Origin of the sequence: Aureispira sp. CCB-E, assembly GCF_031326345.1 — a bacterium.
In the GTDB taxonomy this organism is placed as follows: Bacteria; Bacteroidota; Bacteroidia; order Chitinophagales; family Saprospiraceae; genus Aureispira.
In genome coordinates this window covers 2,893,172-2,913,029 of sequence record NZ_CP133671.1, presented here as the reverse complement: position 1 = coordinate 2,913,029, position 19,858 = coordinate 2,893,172, and the positions used below count along the sequence as shown (strand labels likewise).

Genomic DNA, 19,858 nt, shown 5'->3' with positions numbered 1-19,858 from the left:
TCGAAAATTTGTGGCAATGCTTGAAGCTAAAATGAAGTAAAACATTAAACAAATCGATAATTTTTTTTTTAGATTTACGAAATATCTTTTAATATTAAAACTTATAATTTAAATGAAAAATATTCTTTCTATTGCCTTTACCTTTTTCTTCATGTCTATGATCGTTGCTCCTAGTACTGCTCAAAAGGGAAAAAAAGTTCAAGACGCGGTCATTACTTACGATATGAAGTTTGATGGTGATAATCCAATGGCGGCTATGATGGGTGACATTACAATGAAAATAGGATTTAAAGGTTCCTCTAGTATAGCCGACATCAATATGATGGGAGGAATGATTACAACTAATGTCTGCTTTGACAACAAGAAAAAAGAAGGTATCATGTTAATGAACATGATGTCTAAAAAAATTGCGGTTAAAATGGATGAGGAAGAAATGAAGGAGTACCAACAAAAACAATCTAAAAATACTGCTCCTCCTAAAATTGAGTACTTCAAGAAAGAAACTAAAAAAATTGCTGGGTATAAATGTTACAAAGTAATTTCTACTGCTGGTGAAGGTGCTGATCCTGTTGTAATGTATGTTACAGAAGATATCACACCAACTGCAACTTCTCAATGGGAAATGCAATACCCTGGCATGAAAGGATACCCATTAAGCATACAGGTTACTCAACAAGGCATGAAGGTTAATATTATTGCCAATAATGTCGATGCTAAAGCTGCCAAAGACATTAAGTTTTCTACCAAAATTCCTGAAGGTTACGAAGAAATGACTGTCAAAGAATTGGAAGAAATGGCTAAAGGTGGTGGTGGATTTGGTATGTAAAAGCTAGTCCCTCCGAACAATATAAGACTTATTGGGAATATGTATATCCCTTAAAAAATATAAAAGAGCATCTTAGGATGCTCTTTTTTTGTTCTAGCTACTAACTTGTTAATAAAAGATTAAAAATTAGATATTTACTTCAGCATATGTTTTTACTAGGTAGGGATTATTTATCTTAAGTAAGTGGACAGAAAAAAGTATAGTTAAAAATGTAATTGTTTTTAGTGCTGTTCAAAGAAAAGAATTGAAGTTTTAGCGGGCTAAAACGAGATTTTTTGATGAAGAACAGTGCAAAAAGAATTCTATTTTGCCTATAAATTTTTATGAACAATTACTTAGATGCCCTTCAATCATATTCCCCAATAAAGTAGCTAGTTTATGCTCTCACAAGCCAAACAGTCGTTTACAGTGGTGTTTATCCAATAAAATAGAAGTAAATTTTCAATTTACGTGTGAATTCTATAACCATTTGCGTTTTTAATTGTTACAGATTTGCAAATTAATTCCAAGAAATAATATTAAAACATGGCCAATAGAAAGGGATTTATTTTCAAAGAATACGAAGCTCCTCATCAGGAACCTTTTGATAGATTATTAGAAATTTTCAAAGAGTTGATTACATATACTTCTGGAGATGTGGAAGAAACACTAGACTGGATGCGGCAACTGGACAAAGAATACCAACTAACCACTCCTGAATATACCTTAGAAGACTTTGAAGAAGACTTAAAAAAGAAAGGTTATATCAAAGAAGAGAACAATCCCAAAGATGGTCGTGGTCAATTGTCCATTACAGCAAAAACCGAACGAGCAATCCGACAGCAAGCATTAAATCAAATTTTTGGAAAACTCAAACGCAGTGGCTCGGGTAATCATAAGACCAAACACACAGGGCAAGGTGATGAACACAATGGTGAATTTAGAAACTATAACTATGGGGATTCTTTGGAGCGTATCTCTATGACGGAAAGCTTGCGTAATGCTCAAATTAACAATGGTATAGGAGACTTTAAGCTTACAGAAGATGACTTGGTTGTTGAAGAGACAAGTTTCAAAGCTCAAATGAGCACTGTTTTGATGATTGACATCAGCCATAGTATGATTTTGTACGGAGAGGATCGAATTACTCCTGCCAAAAAAGTAGCAATGGCATTAGCTGAATTAATTACGACGCGCTATCCCAAAGATACATTGGATATATTGGTTTTTGGCAATGATGCTTGGTCGATTAGTATCAAGGACTTGCCTTACCTAAAAGTTGGTCCTTACCACACCAATACAGTGGCAGGCTTACAACTAGCAATGGATATGCTGCGTAGAAAACGCAATACCAATAAACAAATTTTCATGATAACCGATGGAAAGCCAAGTTGTATTCGAGAAAAAGATGGCTCTTATTATAAAAATAGCTTTGGTTTAGACAAATACATTGTCAACAAATGTTACAATATGGCTGCTCAAGCTCGAAAACTGCACATTCCAATTACAACATTTATGATTGCGCAAGATCCGCACTTAATGAATTTTGTAGAGCAATTTACCAAATCAAATCAAGGAAAAGCATTTTATACGGGTCTTAAAGGTTTGGGTGAAATGATTTTTACAGATTATGAGCAAAATAGAAAAAAAAGAATTCGATAAAAGCGCATTCCCCCCCCTAATGGGCAATTAATCACTAGACATAAAACTTAATAGCGTACTAATTTTTTTAATGCTATTGAAATCTAATAACTATACAAAATGAAATCAATTCAAACATTCGGTGAATTAAAAAAATCAGGCTATCAGAGTAAATCTATCAAAGATGAGCTTAGAGATAACTTGATTGCAAAAATTAAAAATAAAGAAACCATTTTTAAAGGAGTCTGGGGATACGAAAATACGGTAATTCCAGAACTAGAGCGAGCTATTTTATCTCGTCATAATATTAATTTGCTAGGTTTGCGTGGTCAAGCCAAAACTCGTTTGGCTCGTTTGATGGTGCAACTTTTAGATGAATGGATGCCAATTGTTGCAGGTTCTGAAATTAATGATGACCCCTTCCATCCTATTTCTAGATTTGCCATTGATTTGTTGGAAGAAAAGGGAGACGATACTCCGATTGCATGGGTACACCGAGCAGAACGCTTTGCTGAAAAGCTAGCTACTCCCGATGTAACAGTTGCCGATTTGATTGGCGATGTTGATCCCATCAAAGCTGCTACCATGAAACTAACGTATGCTGACGATAGAGTGATTCATTTTGGTATGATTCCTCGTGCGAATCGTTGTATTTTTGTTATTAACGAACTACCAGATCTACAAGCTCGGATTCAAGTGGCACTGTTCAATATTTTACAAGAAGGAGACATTCAAATTCGAGGGTTTAAATTAAGAATGCCTTTGGACGTTCAATTTATATTTACAGCTAATCCTGAAGATTATACTAATAGAGGTAGCATTGTAACACCACTCAAAGATAGAATAGGTTCTCAAATCCTAACGCACTATCCAGAAAATATTGCTGTAGCTAGAACCATCACTGAACAAGAGGCTCAATTAGATGATCGTCAATCTGAAACAATCCATGTTCCTTCTTTAGCCAAGGATTTACTTGAACAAATCAGTTTTCAAGCTAGAGTAAGTGACTACATTGATGTAAAAAGTGGAATTAGTGCTAGAATGAGTATTACAGCGTTTGAAAATTTATTGAGTACAGCCGAACGCCGTGCATTAAAAAATGGAGATGAAAAAACGTCCATTCGCCTAAGCGACTTTATGGGAGTCATTCCTTCTATCACAGGAAAAGTGGAGTTGGTTTATGAAGGAGAGCAAGAAGGAGCTGCTTTTGTTGCCGAAACTCTAATTGGCGAGGCTATCGTAACCTTGTTTAGCACATTATTTCCTAAAATATCAAAACTAGAGCGTCCAGATACAGTAAGCCCTTATCATGATGTTTTAGAATTTTTCTTTGAAGAAAGTGGTTTTGAGTTGTTAGATGAGTTGCCAGAAAAAGAATACCATGCTCAACTAGATAAGATTACACCTTTAACTGAACTAATTAAAAAATATCAACCCAATATCTCAAAAGAAGACAGCTATTTCTTAAAAGAGTTTGTTTTGTGGGGCTTGGTCGAACATAAAAAATTAAGCAAAGATCGATTTACCGAAGGCTATCAGTTCAAAGACTTGTTAGGTTCCTATTTAAGTGGTCTGCAATAAACAATCATTATCAATTTATTATTTTTTTATATAGATAGGAATAGGGAAAACTCTATTCCTATTTTTTTTCTTGTCTAAAAAGCTTTAAAAGATAATCCAAGCCTACTATTATTATTTTCTATTAAACAAGCCATTACTAAACCTAGCACCTACTCGAAATCTCTCCTTGAAACGAACAATTAAAAAATATTAGGATATAAATTATTGTAGTTTCACAAACATAAACTCAATGAATATTATAATTTTAATAAAAATACATTGAGTACAGTACATCAACTTTGTGTGCTAAACCTACTTCATTTAGGAAACCCCACTCCTAAAAATCGTCATACTCCCCCGACAACATATTGGATTAATTTATGATCGCTAAATATGTATTTAGCCTTTGATTTTCATTCTATATTATTTAGTAGAACACACTCTACTATACACACATTATAACTATATTTTTTCACTATCTAATTTTATAATATGAGTATGAAAACAAATTTGTATATAATGCTAATTGCATTATTTGCCCTGTTTCAAGTACCTAGTTTTGCGCAATCAAACAACAATGCACCTGTTGTCTTAGGTTATTTCCCATCTTGGTCAGAGAACTGGGTTTCAAACAATCAAAATTCAAAATTAAGGGAAATTCCTTCTTATGTCAATCACGTTTTTCTTGCTTTTGCCAAACCCGATTTGCGATATACTAAGGGATCTTATGACATTAGTCAAACAGGCATTCAAGTTCCTTATGACGGTTGTACACTAAAAGAGAGTATTGGGGCACTCAACAACAAGGGAACGAAAGTGATTCTGTCCATTGGAGGAGAAACATATTGGACCAGTAACACCATTTATAACGACATTAATTATCAGCAAATCAAAGATTTGGTAGACGATATGGGATTTGCAGGCATCGACTGGGATTTTGAGCCCAACGGTTCTTTTGCCAATATCGGAAGTGCTACAAACGTACAGCATTTTATTGATTTCTTCACCAACTCTAGAGCTATCATGCCTCGTTCTCAGGGATACATTATGGCTTGCGCTCCTAGTGGTGTTGGTGCTTTGGGCGGTCAGCTAAATGATGATCCTAGTTCTCCTTTTGCCTTTGCCAATCGCAATACCCTAACAGGAGAAACCGATGCTCAACTATACCAAGGTACTGCCCAAACTAACGGTATCAATTTATTTGGTTTTAGTGCAACAGGTCATATGATTCCTGTTATGAAAGCTGTTGGTAACGAAATTGATTTAATTGCTTTTCAAGGCTACAATGCAGGAGGGAGTACCAATCGCTCTATCATGTACGATGCCTACGCGCACTATGCAGAACAATATGGATTTAAAATTGCTGCCGGTGTCCATTATCCCAATGAACCATGGGGGCCGTATTACACTTATACACATGCCAACGTTGCTTCTTTATCAGACCATATAGAAAATCATCCAAATCGTGCAGGGGATGGAGATGGTATTATGATTTGGCAACTATTAATGTCTGGTAGTAATAGTTCTGCATACTCCTACCTAAACGTTGCAAGCAGTGTCTTAAATGGAACTGCTCCTGCCAATGCCGTTGCTGATGCTAATAATTTTGCCATGGAGCCTTATAGTGGTGGTGCAGATGACTGCAATGGTGCTGGTAATGGTGGCGGCGGTGGTGGCAATGGCGCTATTTACTGCGGTCATGCTTCCTATAATCCTGCCAATAGCTACCCTAGTCCTAATACCAATGTTTATTACCAATGCAAAATTTGGAGCAACCAATGGTATGCCAATCCGAACGAAGTGCCTGGATCAAACCCTGTTTGGGTAGAAATTAGCCCTTGCACAGAAGATAGCAGCTGTATTGGCAATGGCGGCGGTGGTAACGGTGGCGGAAATGGTAACGGGGGTGGCAATGGCAATGGTGGTGCTTATTGTGGTCACAATGCCTATGACAATAGTATTGCGTATCCTACACCTAACACGAATGTTTATTACCAATGTAAAATTTGGAAGAACCAATGGTACGCTAATCCAAATGAAGTGCCTGGATCAAATTCTGTTTGGGTAGAAGTGAGTACTTGTACAGCGGACAGTAGTTGTTCGGGTAATGGCAGTGGCAACAATAGTGGCGGAAGTGGCAGTGGTAATGGTAGTAGTCCTACCTATTGCGGTCATACAGAATATAATAGCGCCAATGCCTATCCGACACCGAATACCAATGTTTATTATCAATGTAAAATTTGGAAGAACCAATGGTATGCCAACCCTAATGAGATGCCTGGATCAAATCCTGTTTGGGTAGAAGTGAGTACTTGTAATAATGGTCCAAATTGTACATCTGCACGCCTATCAGCGCCACAATGGTCTATTGCTAACCAAGTGCTAAGCATCCGAAACGTTTCTGAAAAGCAAACCATCTATGTTTTTGATGCGTTGGGACAAGTCCATTACACCACTACTACTTCATCTGATATTACAATTGATTTGAGTAGATTAGCAGTTGGAACTTACTGGATCTCAGCAATTGATACGCAAGGAAACAGAACCATCAATACTTTACTAAAAATCAACTAAGTATAAATAATGATTAAATTTTAAATTTGTTACAATTCTATTTAGTTTCTTCCCCAATAATCACAATAAGGAATTTATTCCCTAGTGGTTATTGGGGTCTTTTTTATTTGGTAATATACTTGTCAATAGATTTTTCGGTTAACATTTGTTGCGTTACAAATTGACCGTTATAAAAAACGCTGTAAATAGTATGAGGAACAAAGTGATTTTGGGCTTGTTCTTTGGTTGCCAATCTATGAATTTGAATAGGAATACCTCGCTTTTTAGCAGCTTCTACTAGTTCTATATTCGCATAATACTCTGTAAATGGACAAGCATTCGTATAATAAACACTCAAACCTTGCGGAACATCGCAAATCCCTTGTTTGGCGATTGTTTTGAACGTTGGGACAACAGCATCTGCATGAAATGGATAGTACCATAATTCGAAGTACGGCAAGGCCGTATCGCACAGCTGAAAACCTTTTTTATTAAAAAATTTCTTTTCAGACATAAAAGGCTGTTTCTTTTTTGCGGTTACAACTACAAGCCCATCTTTATCCCTAGCATCTTCTAGACAAGCTTCATAAAGTCGTGTTCCCAATCCTTGCCCTTTGTATTTCCCAGAAACCCAAAAACAATTGATTAACATATAATTTGGGGCATCAATGGGCACCCATCCTTTTTCAGCAGGAACATACTCTATAAATACCTTGCCCCTAATATTAAACTTCTTGAACGTATACCCATCTTTAAACTGTCCTTTCAACCAATTTTTTTTGGCTTGATAGCCTTCTGCACAATTCTTATTGGTAAATGCACAACAAATATGCTCCGTATCTATATTCCACTCATTTAGTGTAATCAATTCATATGCTTCCATCTTATTCTATTTTTCTACCCGAACAATCATCTTACGTTTTTCCTTTTTTTGGTTACCCAAATTAATATTCTTTATCCATATTTTCAGTAGAAGATAGCAATATCCGATAGAGATCTTATTATAATTCCTCCTTAAGAAACTCATAAAGTTTTCAACGAACAATTGAAAAATATTCCCCACTCCCAAAACATATCTGTATCTTTGGCATTTTCTTGCATATAATTTTCTTTTTTGTAATCTGCCCGCAAACTATGGATTCGATTAACTTTGATACTAATTTTTGGAAACAAAAGCTCATCTTAATTGATAGTAGAAAATTAATTTTTCCTGCACAAAGTATCTTTTTTGCAATTAAAGGAAAGCTCAATGACGGGCATCGTTTTATCGATGCGCTTTACCAACAAGGTGTTCGGCATTTTGTTGTTAGTGAATCGATCTCTTGGGAACAATACCCCATGGCTCAAGTTATAACAACTCCTAATGTCATCCAACTTTTGCAAGACTATGCGCATTATCATCGAAAACAATTTGACCTACCAGTTGTAGCAATTACAGGAAGTAACGGAAAAACGATTTTAAAAGAATGGCTTTTCCAATTATTAGAACAAGATTATACCTTGATCAAAAGCCCTAAAAGTTATAACTCACAAATAGGCGTCCCCCTCTCTGTACTTGCCATCAATGGGCAACACAACTTGGCTATCTTTGAAGCAGGCATTTCAAAAGTGGGTGAAATGGAGCGATTACAAAAAGTGATAACTCCCACCATCGGTATTTTCACCAATATAGGCAAAGCACATGCTAGTGGTTTTGCTAACCTAGAGGAAAAGATAGAAGAAAAACTATTGCTATTTAAAGGAGTCGAGGTACTTATTTATAGTACCAACCATTCGCTAATCCATCAAAAAATTAGAGCAAAATTCAAGCACACCCCTACCCGACTTTGGTCTTGGGGAGCTTCAACAGAAGCTCAATTGCCCATTTATACACAAATAAGGACAAATAAAACGCTTGTGCAAATTCATTGGGAGCATAAAATTACCCGAATGTCGATTCCTTTTACCAATGCCGCAGCTATTGAAAATTGCTTGCATACTATTGCAACCTTGCTTTATTTGGGCATTCCTATTCAGCAACTAGAACAACGCATGGAGAAATTGAGTGACGTTCCCATGCGTCTGGAACTAAAAGAGGGGATTCATAACTCGCAGATTATTGACGATAGTTATAACAATGATTTAGAAGGTCTGAAAATTGCCTTAGATTTTTTACAGCAAAAACACAAAACTAGTTCGGACTATAGCAAAACTTTAATTTTATCAGACATCCCAGAGCTAAAAAAACTTCCACATTATCAACTAATTGGACGCTTACTTCAGGAGCATCAAATTAAAAAGTTGATTGGTATTGGTCCTCATCTAATGCAAGCCCAACATTATTTTAAGACCATACCAGAAACCTATTTCTTTGAAACAACAGATGCGTTTATCGCTGCAATTGGTTCCGAGGTTTCTTTTTATCAAGAAAGTATTCTGCTCAAAGGAGCTAGAGCATTTGGTTTTGAGCGAATTGCACAACAACTAAAACAACGTATCCATGGAACCGTCTTGGAAATCAACTTAGAAGCCGTGACCAACAACCTCCAAATCTATAAAAATCAGCTCAACCCCAAAACTAAGCTAATGGTCATGGTTAAAGCTTCTGCCTATGGTAGCGGTTCTTACGAAATTGCACAACTACTACAATACAATCATGTTGATTATTTGGGAGTAGCCTATGTTGACGAAGGGGTAGCGCTGCGATCAAGAGGTATTCAACTGCCCATTATGGTTATGAATAGTGCCGCCTATGAGTTTGAGATCTTGTGCAAAAATAGATTAGAGCCTGTTGTTTATAGTTTTAGTATGTTAAAGGCTTTTTTACATTATTTAACGACCACTGACCTAAAAACCCCTTATCCAATTCACTTAGAATTAGACACAGGAATGCATCGTTTGGGCTTTGTGGAACAGGACATTCCGAATGTATTAAGCATTCTCAGTAAACACAAAAAACAATTGAATATCAAGGGCATTTTTTCTCACCTTGCAGCATCTGATACACCACAACATGAGGCATTCTCAAAGCAACAAATTGATAGTTTTGCCCATCTAGCCAATCATCTGGAAACAACTCTAGAGATCAAAGCTATTAAGCACTTACTCAATTCCGCTGGCATTACTCGTTTTCCGCAGCACCAATTTGATATGGTTCGTTTGGGCATTGGTTTATATGGCATTGATCCAAATCAACAATTACCATTACTACAAAATGTCGTTTGCCTAAAAACAAGTATTGCTCAAATAAAAACATTAGACACCAAAGAAACCGTAGGTTATAGTCGCAAAGGAACCCTTGAGCAAGTTAGTCGGATTGCCGTTTTATCCATTGGGTACGCAGATGGTTTTTTGAGAGCTTTTGGTAATGGCAATGCACAAGTAAAAATTCATGGACAGCTCGCTCCTACTATTGGCAATATTTGTATGGATATGTGCTTTGTAGATGTTAGCCATATTTCAGCGGCACAAGAAGGAGATGAAGTTATTTTGTTTGATAATGTCGATATGATTCAAGCTTTAGCGACTACGCTAGAGACCATTCCTTATGAAATATTAACCAACATCAGCGATCGAGTACCTCGCATTTTTTATGAAGCTTAACCAACGTGCCAATCTATTTCAGATCTAAAAATAGTCTCAAAAACAAATTTATTCTTTTTCAGCATTTTCTTCCTTTACAATCTTTTTTTCTAATTCTTCGGAAGAACTAATCACCTTAGTTTTTCCTTCTTGCATTGGTCCCAAATCTAAAACTCCCAAGTTAGTTTGTTTTTTTATTTCATTGTTCAAAACGACTACCTTTTCAGCAGCATTGCGTTCTTTTTTGGCCACTTCAATATCTTGCTCAATTTGTGCTTGATTCTGAATCGTTTCTTTCATTCTATCAATGGCCAAAGCTTGTTTTAATGCCAATGTTTGGTACTCTTTGGATTCTTTAGACTGTGCCTCCAATTGCTTTTTTAATTTTGACAACTCCTTAGACAACTCTGCCAGTTCACTTTTAGTTGTTTTTAACTCCAACTCTTTTGCTTTTTGCAATTCTTTGGCAGCAATTGCCGCTTCCTTTGCAGCTTCTGCGGCTGCCAAGCGTATTTTCTTTTCTTCTATTTTTTTATCACAATTTTGAAGCAACAACATATCGTTTAAAGAAACTATATCTGCGGATACAACATAGTTTACAGCATAATTATCCGAGCTATTATAAATTTCACCCTTGAGACCAAATATGTCTCCCCCTGACACTTCTGTCGCACTTTGAATTCGGACATAATCTTTGGTATAAACAGTTGTCAATTTAGCAGATTTGACATAGTACAAATTCACTTCTGAATCTGCTTGATCTGCATTTTGAAATGCCTCACAAATTTCGGTATATGGGATTAAGCTATCTGGAATAATTGCCATTGCAATATCTGTGATGGTCAATTCATAGACACTTTCTACACTTGCATTTACAGAAGCAATCATATAGTGCCCATTAAATTCACAAGAGCCGTCAATTTTTGAGCTATACAACGCTTTATCGGATATAATAGCTTCCATTTTTGGAGGGCTATTTTTTCGAACATATCGCCCTAATATAACAGGTTTTTTATTTTTTCCTTTTTCCTTTTTTATTAACAACACATGTCCTACCAATTGGTCAATTTGATTTCGATAACCAGCCAAGCCTCTAATAAAGGTTCTATCCGTATAATCAGAAGGAAGAGGAGAATTAATTTCTTTTGCCCCTGCATGCCTACTAAACTTTACTTTTTTTACTCTTTGAGCTTGTAAGTCAACGTAAGGATAAATTAAAAAAATAACAAGCGTTACAAACAAGAATTTTCTGTGTGGTGACATCATTCGTATTTAATCTACTCAACAATTTTTTTGCTCCTGCAAAAATATAGGATTTCTATCAAAACAAAAACTATAAAGCGATTTGAATTATTGTCTTTACTTTCCTAAATATGGGCAAATCTTGTAAAGTTTTCCATCCCTTTTGCAAGTCTAAATTTTCTCCCCAAAATGACCTAAGACTTCTTCTAAATCCTCATCCATTAATAGAACACGTACGCTTCCATCCTTCAAAAATTTCTCTAAATCAATTCTTAACTGTTCATACTTCAGACTGGTTTGTTTGTCTTCTATATTTGCGCTCGCATCTGTAATCGAAAATTCATAATCAAAGAGCACTTTTTCGAGATAAATATATTTTTGATTTCGAGCATCAAAGAAGTTCAACCGTGTTAATTCTTCAGCTATACTGTCAATCTTTTCTTTTGTAAAAAAGACTTCATTATAAACAATTACATGCGCTGCCTCTCCATAACTTCTAGTTTCTAAATTAGCAACAACAGAACTGGGGTCAGTAAGCTCACTTGAAGGCTCTTCTTCAGGCGAAACAGTCCATCCTTCTTCAGAAGGGGTAGAAGGAAGTATTCGATCAGAACCATACCACAAATAACCACCCATAAAAATACTAATCATAACTAACGAAAAAATAAAACTAATTCCACCCGCTCGCCACAAACTATACACCTCTCCTCCTTGTTGAATATGTGCTTCCACATCTTTCTCTTGCTGCTGCTTAAACAATTGCCGTGCAATGGCAACACTAATAATTGGAAAAACTACATTGGGAATATTGATCGTTACGATTTCTTGTATTATAAAAAGAATGGTACAATATAATATGAAAACTACTGACGTAATTCCCCATACTTTTTTAGATAAATGACCTTTTCCTAGGTTTTTATAATTTGCCACAAAAAGATAACCTGTAGCTATAGGACCTCCGAAAAATGTACCTAGTGCTATTCCTGTTTCGTTGTAAACTTTTTGCGATGATTGGACTTCATCCAATATGTGTGTTTCTTCCATGTATAAATATTATCAAATAAGATATTTATTGTTGTACTCTACTTCGTTTAAAAATCGTATTGTTTTTAATACATAAACTATTCATTACTTTTCGAGTTGGTCTAGCAATTTAATAACATTTTGGATTCCTGTAAGTTCTGATCCAACAATAAATCCATCTTTATTAATTACAAAAAATAAAGGCAAGTAATTGATATAATAATCTTTCGCAATTTTTGAATCAAAGGAATTAAAAGCACCAAGATTTATAGCCCAATTTATTTGAGTAGTGACAATTGCTTCTTGCCATTTTTCATAATTTTCAGGCTTCTCTATCCCTACAGCAATGAATTTCACCTTAGATTGATACTTTTTAAAAGCAGGAAATATCCTAGGATTCAAAAATGGAGCCCCTCTAAAAGTGGAAGACCAAAAATACAGAACAACTGTATGCCCTTTAAAATCATCTAGAGTTACTATTGTATTATCTAAACTCTTCAATTCAAAGTTTGACGCAACTGCACATAATTCAACACCTTCCTGATGAACAACATTCAAGTTTTTATCATAAATCTTAACACACTCAATGTTCCCTAAATAAGAAATTTCTTTCCTAAAAGGTACATATTGGGTACTATAAGGGCGGTGTTTATAATCGTAATTTTCTTCACAAATCAACCTCTTTTGTGCATCGTATTTCAATTCAAGAATTCCAACATTATCTTTTTCTATATTACCATCAGCATCTAAGTATTTAATTTGTTCTTCCAATCCATGTTCATTGTAAGTATACGCCATTCTAAATTTTGTATCTCCATTCCTTGACATTCCCCAACGCTCTATGACTTGCTTTTTTGAATTGTATGTATGAATAACTTTATGATAAAATGGAGGGATGTCCAATACATCTGGTTGCATATTTTTATCATAACAATATTCTATTTTAGATTCCTTACCATCTATAAGTCGGTATTCATACACAAAAATTGGAGCCAAACCAATTCTAGAAAGAATCTCACCAAGAGTGTCGGTCATATATTCTTTGATAAGGCGATTATTAGGATCATACTCGTAATGATTCAGATAATTTCTTCTTACTCCCTCTTCGTAATACTCCACCTTAACAATATTACCAGCAGCATCTACTGTTCTTAAAGTATCTATAGACTGACTGTAAGCAAGATTAAAAATTACGAAAACTAGTAATAGGGTTAAAAACAACATAATATAAGGATTAAGACAAGCAAACAATTATCAAAAAATATATTCAAAATATAAAATTCAAATCGTTTTACCTTCTTTTGCACGCGATGGAGCTTCATTGGATTTTTAATTTTCCATGAAGCAATGAACTTGTTATATCAAATACAAATTAAGGAGGAACATAGTTTCAATCCATTACATTTTTTGCTCTTATCGCTATTGTGCAGAATAAAACATTGCTTAGCGTAGCAACGTAATATTTCCTTTCAAAAAGGCTTCGCTCCCATCGTCACAAACACACTGCATATAATAACCATATACATCTGGAGACAACAATTTCCCTTCAAATGTTCCATCCCAACCTCTATCTTGATCGTTGGTTTCAAAAACCTTCTGTCCCCAACGATTGTAAATAGCAAAAGTCATTTCGGTAATATGATTGCCTTCTACCCTCAAAATATCATTGTGGCCATCATTATCAGGAGAGAAAGCAGAAGGGACAAAAACAACGGGATTTCCGCAAAGTGGCGGCAGAATTGTAACTGTTACAGAATCTAGTAAAGAACACCCTATATCATTTCTTACAGAGAGATAATACGTATTGGTTGATCGAGGTTGGGCAGTAGGATTATGAATATCATATGCATTTAATGTTGTATCGGGCAACCACGTATAGGTATAATCCATGTCATAAGTAGCCAACAGTTGAGTTGTTTGCCCTTCATAAATTGCATCAGGCAAGGCAGAAACCGATAGTACAGGAGAAACAGAGCTGACAATCACACTGGTATAATTCGTATCTTTACAATTTTCAGTATTAGTACCAACCACTTCAAAGTAAATATCATCATTAGCCAACACCCAAATACTATCTGTTCCCTGTCCTGAAATAATATGCTCTGTAGGCGTCCAGTTATACTCTATAATATCATGATAATTTTGCCCTGTTGCAAATGCCGTCACTAATAATGTATCTGACTTACAAACTGTTTGGGAGCCAATAGCTGCGATAGAAGGACTTGTAAATGGAACGTACAACATTCTACTAAATGTATCTTGACAAGGATGTCCAATACCCGCAATTAAAGTTATTTCGTACATTCCTGTATCGGGAAAGGTATGGGTTGGATTTTCATCGGTTGAACTCCCCGTATTTCCAAAATTCCATAAATATTGCTGATTGTTCGTAACACTTTGGTTGTTAAAAGGAACTGAAAGTGATTTATTACAAGTAAATGTAGTCGTATCAAAAGCAGCCATCACTGTATCTATAGGAACATCTACCTGTGTTAGTTGTACCATATCGGTGCATCCATAATTATTCGTTGCCTCTACCATTACCCCAAAACTATTGCCACTTACTGACATCCAAACACTATCTGTTCCTTGTCCCGAAATAATATTGCTAGGTGGCGACCAGTTATAGCTAACTACTTGATTAAATTCAGAGAAAATATTGTAAGCCACTAACAATACTTTGTTATCATTACAAATAATTGGAGCACTCACGACATCTATTTCCGCAGCCTCTATATTTAATTGAACATCCATTTCGATAGAGTCCTCACAAGGAGTTCCCAAACCAGCAATAAGAAGAACCGTATACTGCCCTGTATCTGGAAAAGAATGAACAGGATTGGCTACTGTTGATATGGGGCTTCCATCTCCAAAATCCCAAATAAAAGGACCATTAGAAGGGTTGCTCATATTATCAAAGCCAATATTTAGAGAAGCATTACAGATGGGAATATCTGGCTCAAAATCTGCTGTAATAGAAGTAATACAAGGTGTTACAATAAATTGGAAATCTCTCCGTATGCGCCCCATTAATACGCCATTTCGGTATTCGCTAATGCAAATTCCAAATACAAAGGTTCCATTAGAAAAAGGGGTTCCTGTCAACATTCCCGTTACAGGATCTATCACAAATGGTTGTGGTCCTCCAAGCATATTGTTTAAATTATAAGGGAGTACCCAATTCACAAATTGATTTCCCGCCACTCCAAAGATATCGTATGGAGTACACAATTCGTAAACCAAAGAATCCCCATCAACATCTGTTGCCGAATGATCATAACTAAATGGCTGTCCATTACAGATATAAAAAGGAGGCCAATCTCCTACTTTTGGGGCACTATTGCAAGACAACAAGGCTTCTTCTGTTAAAACAGCATGATAAGCCGCTTGGGTTCCTGTAGGATTTGCAATATTAATAATATCTTGATTTCGACAGCAGATTTGGTATAAAAACTGATACCCTCCCACTCGAAAAGGCAACGTCCGCACCTCTCGATAAGTAGTGGTATGAATACAGGCAGACGGTGGAATAACAGAACACGCTGAGCTTGTAAAAGCCAAGGTATCATTGTTTCTCAATCGCATTCCTATCGTATCAATAAAGTATCCATTAGCATCCAATATTTGAATGGCTGCTGGATCTTCAAACCAAGGTACTCCAGTGTCACAATCTCGAAACAATTGCAACGTAATTTCATACCGATCGTTCCCTAAGCACCGATAATTAACTTCTCCTCCAATAATATGGGTTGCCAAAAGCGAATGCATGCCTATAAACATACTGCTTATACTTAGGATCAAATATTGGAGTCGAAGTGTTTTCATGGTGTTAATTTTAGTGGTCAAGGGCTATTCTTCTGTTCAGCCTAAATAAGCATCTGGTTATTAGAAAATAGTATTTCTATTTACATTTTAATGCCATTAATTCTAGTTCTAAGATAACATATAGTTTGAATAAAATCAACCTCCATCCAATCATATTAAATTAAACTAAATTTACAACTTGTTATTCAATATGAGCATAATACTTGCTTTATCTCAACAAAGTAATATTTCCTTTTGTCAATAGTTCACTTCCATCATCACATATACACCTTAAATAATAGCCATAAACGTCTGGAGGCAGTGTTTTCCCTTTAAACGTACCATTCCATCCAATCGCTTGGTCGTTGCTTTCAAATACCTTTTCGCCCCAACGATTGTAAATTGTCCAATCAATCCTTGCTATGTTATTTCCATTAATCATCAAAACATCATTGTGACCATCTCCATCAGGTGAAAATGCGTTGGGTATAAACACAGTAGGCAAACCACAAACGGGAGCTTTTATCGGAACTAAAACCGAATCTTTGGTCGTACAACCATATTGATTGGTTGCCGAAACAAAATACCAAGTTGTTTGTCTCGGTTTTGCCATGGGATTATAAATAAAATAATTATCCAATGTTGTATCTGGCAACCAATTATAGAGATAATTGATATCGTTTGTTGTAGCTAATTGAGCCGTTTGACCAACAAAAATACTGTCAGGGTTTACAGTCGTTGTCAATATTGGTGAAATGTAAATGATGCGCCCTTGTGCATAAGCTGTATCAACGCAACCATGCGCATTGTTTCCAATTACAATAAAAGTGGTATTAGTATCCATCAAGGCATATGCCGTGTCGGTTCCTTGCCCTGCAAAAATTTCATTGGTCGGCAACCACTGATAATTGACCCAATCGGTATAAGCATCCAAAGCATTGGTAACCGTTAGTTCTACCGTATCTTCTTTACAGATAACCGAGACATCAGGAGCATCCATAATTAAACCATGTAAAGGCAAATAGACCTCCATATTGAATGTATCTGGACACAAACTACCAACTCCAGCCACTAAACGTACGGTATAATTTCCTGTATCTGGAAAATTGTATAGCGGGTTAACATCTGTGGATGTTGCCAAATTTTCAAAATTCCACTCATAATTATTCATTGTTAGATTGCTAGTAGATGTATTGACAAAAGGAACTAACAAAGAAGTATTACACAAAACATCTAGGGTATCAAAAGAAGCATTAACTTCCAATACGTTTATAGTTGTAGTAACAGTATCTCGACACAAATGACTGTTCAACGCTTCAACTTTTATAGTCGTCGTATTGGTCGCTAGAATTAAGACCGAATCTGTCCCTTGCCCTTCAATAATCTGTGAAGTAGGTGTCCAAACATAGTCAATACTATCCGAATAACGTTCTAACAAATCATCCACGGTTAACCATAACGAATCGCCTACACATGCTGTTTGTGCTGGAATTGGTGTCAAATCAACACCATAAAGTGGTAAATATAAATCTAATGACATGGTATCAGGACACAAGGTATTGGCTCCTACAATGAGTTCAATTGCATACATTCCTGTATCTGGAAAGGTGTATATTGGGTTGGTAGTAGTACTAGTTGCCAAAGTATCAAAGCGCCATAAATAATTACTACCTCCCAAACTATTAATGGAGCTGTTCGTAAATGGAATGGCTAGAGATGTATTACAAGCCAAATCAAGCGTGTCAAAATTAGCTTCTATATGGATAACGTCAATGTCAAAACTCAATGTACTGGGGCAACCATAGTTATTTTGTCCTGATACCTGTATTTGTGTGGAGTTATTGGCTATAATTAAAACACTATCTGTTCCTTGCCCCGTTACAATCTCTGAACTTGGTGTCCAAACATAATTAGCAGAAGTAGAATAATCTTTATACAAATCTATAGCTTTAATAAAAATACTATCTCCCTTGCATGCAGTGACATCAGGAATTGGCTGCAACTCCATTGCTGTTAATTGTACCAAAACATTCCTTGAAATAGTATCAGCACATAGGCTGCCTACTCCTGCCACCAAAGTTACGGTGTAGGTTCCTGTATCAGGAAAAACAAAAAAAGGATTGGTTGCCGTAGCAAATCCTAAGGTACCAAATTGCCATTGATAATTATTATTAGTAGGGTTGCTAGAACTTTGATTTTGAAACTGTAAAGTTAATGACGTATTGCAGGGTGTACTCGTTGTTGTAAAATCTGCCGTCACTTGCCGCATGTTGATCGTTGCAAAAGCACTACTAGTACAACCATAGTTATTGACACCATCTACTCGAAACTGTGTGCTTTGATTAACAACCACCCAAACGCTATCTGTTCCTTGTCCGCTGATAATAGCCGCCGCAGGAGACCAAGTAAATGTTGTTGAGTCAGAATATCCTTCATAAGTATCGGTAGCCACTAACAATATGGTATCTCCTTGGCAAGCCGTTTGTGGTGCTGCCATTGATAATTCTAAGGCTTCTATTCTAATGTCCATATCCACAGAAAAAGTATCCAAACAAGGAGAACCAATTCCCGCCACTAGAGTGACGGTATAAAGTCCTGTATCTGGGAATGTAAATATAGGATTAACAGCTTGAGAGGTTCCCAAGGTATCGAATATCCAATTGTACGATCCTGTTACGACTCGACTGTCATTATCAAATGGATAAGTTAGCACTTTATTGCATTGCAATCCTGTTGTGTCAAAATCTGCTACTGTTTGTGGTTCACAGGTTCCGACTACATGTTGAAAATCGCGCCTAGTAATCGAAATTAAGTTTCCATTTCTATATTCTTTAAGACAAACTCCAACCAAAAATACGCCTAAGTTTTGCGGCGTACCTGTCAACAAACCAGTAACGGGATCTATAGATAAAGGGTCGGGACCTCCTAGTACGTTGGATACACCATATGGCGCTTGCCATGTGATATTTTGATAAGGAGGAGCATTGGGTGGTTGTGGTCTTGCGTTCGCATTAGTTGCACCATCCGAAGGCGTGCAGAGTTCGTATACGATAGAATCCCCGTCTACATCTGTTGCCGAATGATCAAATGCTATAGGAACTCTTGAACACAAATACACCCGAGGCCATTCATTAAAAACAGCTGAACTGTTGCACAATTGCAACGCAGCTGGTGATATATATGTCCAGTAAGTTGCTCCTGTCGAATTGGGATTGACAATATTTACAATATCTTGATTTCGACAACACCTTTGATAAGCCAAAGTATAGCCTGTCAAAGAAAAAGGCAAGGTAAACGTATCGGTATAAGTGGTTGTATGAATGCAAACATTGTTGGGTACAATCAAGCAAGAATCAGGCAAATAAATATCTAGTGTATCATTGATTCCTGCATCTAAATCAACTAATTGACTAAAAATTAGCACATTGGTTTGTCCATCAAAAACACCAATCGAAGCAGGATCATCAAACCAAGGAACACCAGTATCGCAATCTCGAAATACCGTCAAAGAAACTTCGTATTGATCATTGCCCAAACATCGATAATTCATTTCTCCCCCAACAATATGGGTTGCTAGAGCTTTTTGAGAACAGCAAAGGAGAGCCAGCAATAAGAGTATGCCTTTTAAAGCATGGAGTAGTGCTTTTTTCATAATAGAGTAGTTTTGAG

Annotated in this window: 11 protein-coding genes; 5 read left to right on the top strand and 6 right to left on the bottom strand. The window is 36.2% G+C overall.

Going from position 1 to position 19,858, the window contains the following annotated elements; translation table 11 throughout:
• Nucleotides 1-112 precede the first annotated feature (112 nt).
• From QP953_RS10970 to QP953_RS10955, 4 genes are all read left to right on the top strand, one after another.
• A complete protein-coding gene (locus tag QP953_RS10970) occupies nt 113-826 on the top strand; it encodes a hypothetical protein (RefSeq protein WP_052591963.1) in 714 nt (237 codons plus the stop codon).
• A gap of 525 nt (nt 827-1,351) precedes the next feature.
• On the top strand, nt 1,352-2,467 hold the full coding sequence (locus tag QP953_RS10965) for a VWA domain-containing protein (RefSeq protein WP_052598399.1): 1,116 nt from the start codon (nt 1,352-1,354) through the stop codon (nt 2,465-2,467).
• A 99-nt stretch (nt 2,468-2,566) separates the two neighbouring features.
• Nucleotides 2,567-4,027: a sigma 54-interacting transcriptional regulator gene (locus QP953_RS10960; RefSeq protein WP_309555036.1), complete on the top strand. Its 1,461-nt coding sequence runs from the start codon at nt 2,567-2,569 to the stop codon at nt 4,025-4,027.
• A gap of 498 nt (nt 4,028-4,525) precedes the next feature.
• Complete coding sequence (locus QP953_RS10955; RefSeq protein ID WP_309555035.1) at nt 4,526-6,580, top strand: glycosyl hydrolase family 18 protein; 2,055 nt, start codon at nt 4,526-4,528, stop codon at nt 6,578-6,580.
• Nucleotides 6,581-6,683: 103 nt separating this feature from the next.
• Here the strand turns inward: QP953_RS10955 and QP953_RS10950 are convergent, their stop codons facing one another.
• Nucleotides 6,684-7,442: a GNAT family N-acetyltransferase gene (locus tag QP953_RS10950; protein ID WP_309555034.1), complete on the bottom strand. Its 759-nt coding sequence runs from the start codon at nt 7,440-7,442 to the stop codon at nt 6,684-6,686.
• Between the two features lie 251 nt (nt 7,443-7,693).
• Between QP953_RS10950 and QP953_RS10945 the strand changes: the two genes are divergently transcribed.
• On the top strand, nt 7,694-10,141 hold the full coding sequence (locus QP953_RS10945; protein WP_309555033.1) for a bifunctional UDP-N-acetylmuramoyl-tripeptide:D-alanyl-D-alanine ligase/alanine racemase: 2,448 nt from the start codon (nt 7,694-7,696) through the stop codon (nt 10,139-10,141).
• Nucleotides 10,142-10,189: 48 nt separating this feature from the next.
• Here the strand turns inward: QP953_RS10945 and QP953_RS10940 are convergent, their stop codons facing one another.
• From QP953_RS10940 to QP953_RS10920, 5 genes are all read right to left on the bottom strand, one after another.
• Nucleotides 10,190-11,386: a hypothetical protein gene (locus QP953_RS10940; RefSeq protein ID WP_309555031.1), complete on the bottom strand. Its 1,197-nt coding sequence runs from the start codon at nt 11,384-11,386 to the stop codon at nt 10,190-10,192.
• A gap of 147 nt (nt 11,387-11,533) precedes the next feature.
• Nucleotides 11,534-12,406: a hypothetical protein gene (locus QP953_RS10935; protein WP_309555030.1), complete on the bottom strand. Its 873-nt coding sequence runs from the start codon at nt 12,404-12,406 to the stop codon at nt 11,534-11,536.
• 84 nt (nt 12,407-12,490) lie between these two features.
• A complete protein-coding gene (locus QP953_RS10930) occupies nt 12,491-13,609 on the bottom strand; it encodes a TlpA disulfide reductase family protein (RefSeq protein ID WP_309555029.1) in 1,119 nt (372 codons plus the stop codon).
• Between the two features lie 219 nt (nt 13,610-13,828).
• Nucleotides 13,829-16,210: a PKD domain-containing protein gene (locus tag QP953_RS10925; protein ID WP_309555028.1), complete on the bottom strand. Its 2,382-nt coding sequence runs from the start codon at nt 16,208-16,210 to the stop codon at nt 13,829-13,831.
• 208 nt (nt 16,211-16,418) lie between these two features.
• Nucleotides 16,419-19,841, bottom strand: coding sequence for a gliding motility-associated C-terminal domain-containing protein (locus tag QP953_RS10920; protein ID WP_309555026.1), 3,423 nt, complete (start codon nt 19,839-19,841; stop codon nt 16,419-16,421).
• Nucleotides 19,842-19,858: the final 17 nt, after the last annotated feature.

Coding starts and splice junctions, on each gene's coding strand:
- QP953_RS10930 (WP_309555029.1), bottom strand. CDS start 13,609: ATGTTGTTTTTAACCCTATTACTAGTTTTCGTAATTTTTAATCTTGCT.
- QP953_RS10935 (WP_309555030.1), bottom strand. CDS start 12,406: ATGGAAGAAACACACATATTGGATGAAGTCCAATCATCGCAAAAAGTT.
- QP953_RS10940 (WP_309555031.1), bottom strand. CDS start 11,386: ATGATGTCACCACACAGAAAATTCTTGTTTGTAACGCTTGTTATTTTT.
- QP953_RS10970 (WP_052591963.1), top strand. CDS start 113: ATGAAAAATATTCTTTCTATTGCCTTTACCTTTTTCTTCATGTCTATG.
- QP953_RS10945 (WP_309555033.1), top strand. CDS start 7,694: ATGGATTCGATTAACTTTGATACTAATTTTTGGAAACAAAAGCTCATC.
- QP953_RS10950 (WP_309555034.1), bottom strand. CDS start 7,442: ATGGAAGCATATGAATTGATTACACTAAATGAGTGGAATATAGATACG.
- QP953_RS10955 (WP_309555035.1), top strand. CDS start 4,526: ATGCTAATTGCATTATTTGCCCTGTTTCAAGTACCTAGTTTTGCGCAA.
- QP953_RS10965 (WP_052598399.1), top strand. CDS start 1,352: ATGGCCAATAGAAAGGGATTTATTTTCAAAGAATACGAAGCTCCTCAT.
- QP953_RS10925 (WP_309555028.1), bottom strand. CDS start 16,210: ATGAAAACACTTCGACTCCAATATTTGATCCTAAGTATAAGCAGTATG.
- QP953_RS10960 (WP_309555036.1), top strand. CDS start 2,567: ATGAAATCAATTCAAACATTCGGTGAATTAAAAAAATCAGGCTATCAG.
- QP953_RS10920 (WP_309555026.1), bottom strand. CDS start 19,841: ATGAAAAAAGCACTACTCCATGCTTTAAAAGGCATACTCTTATTGCTG.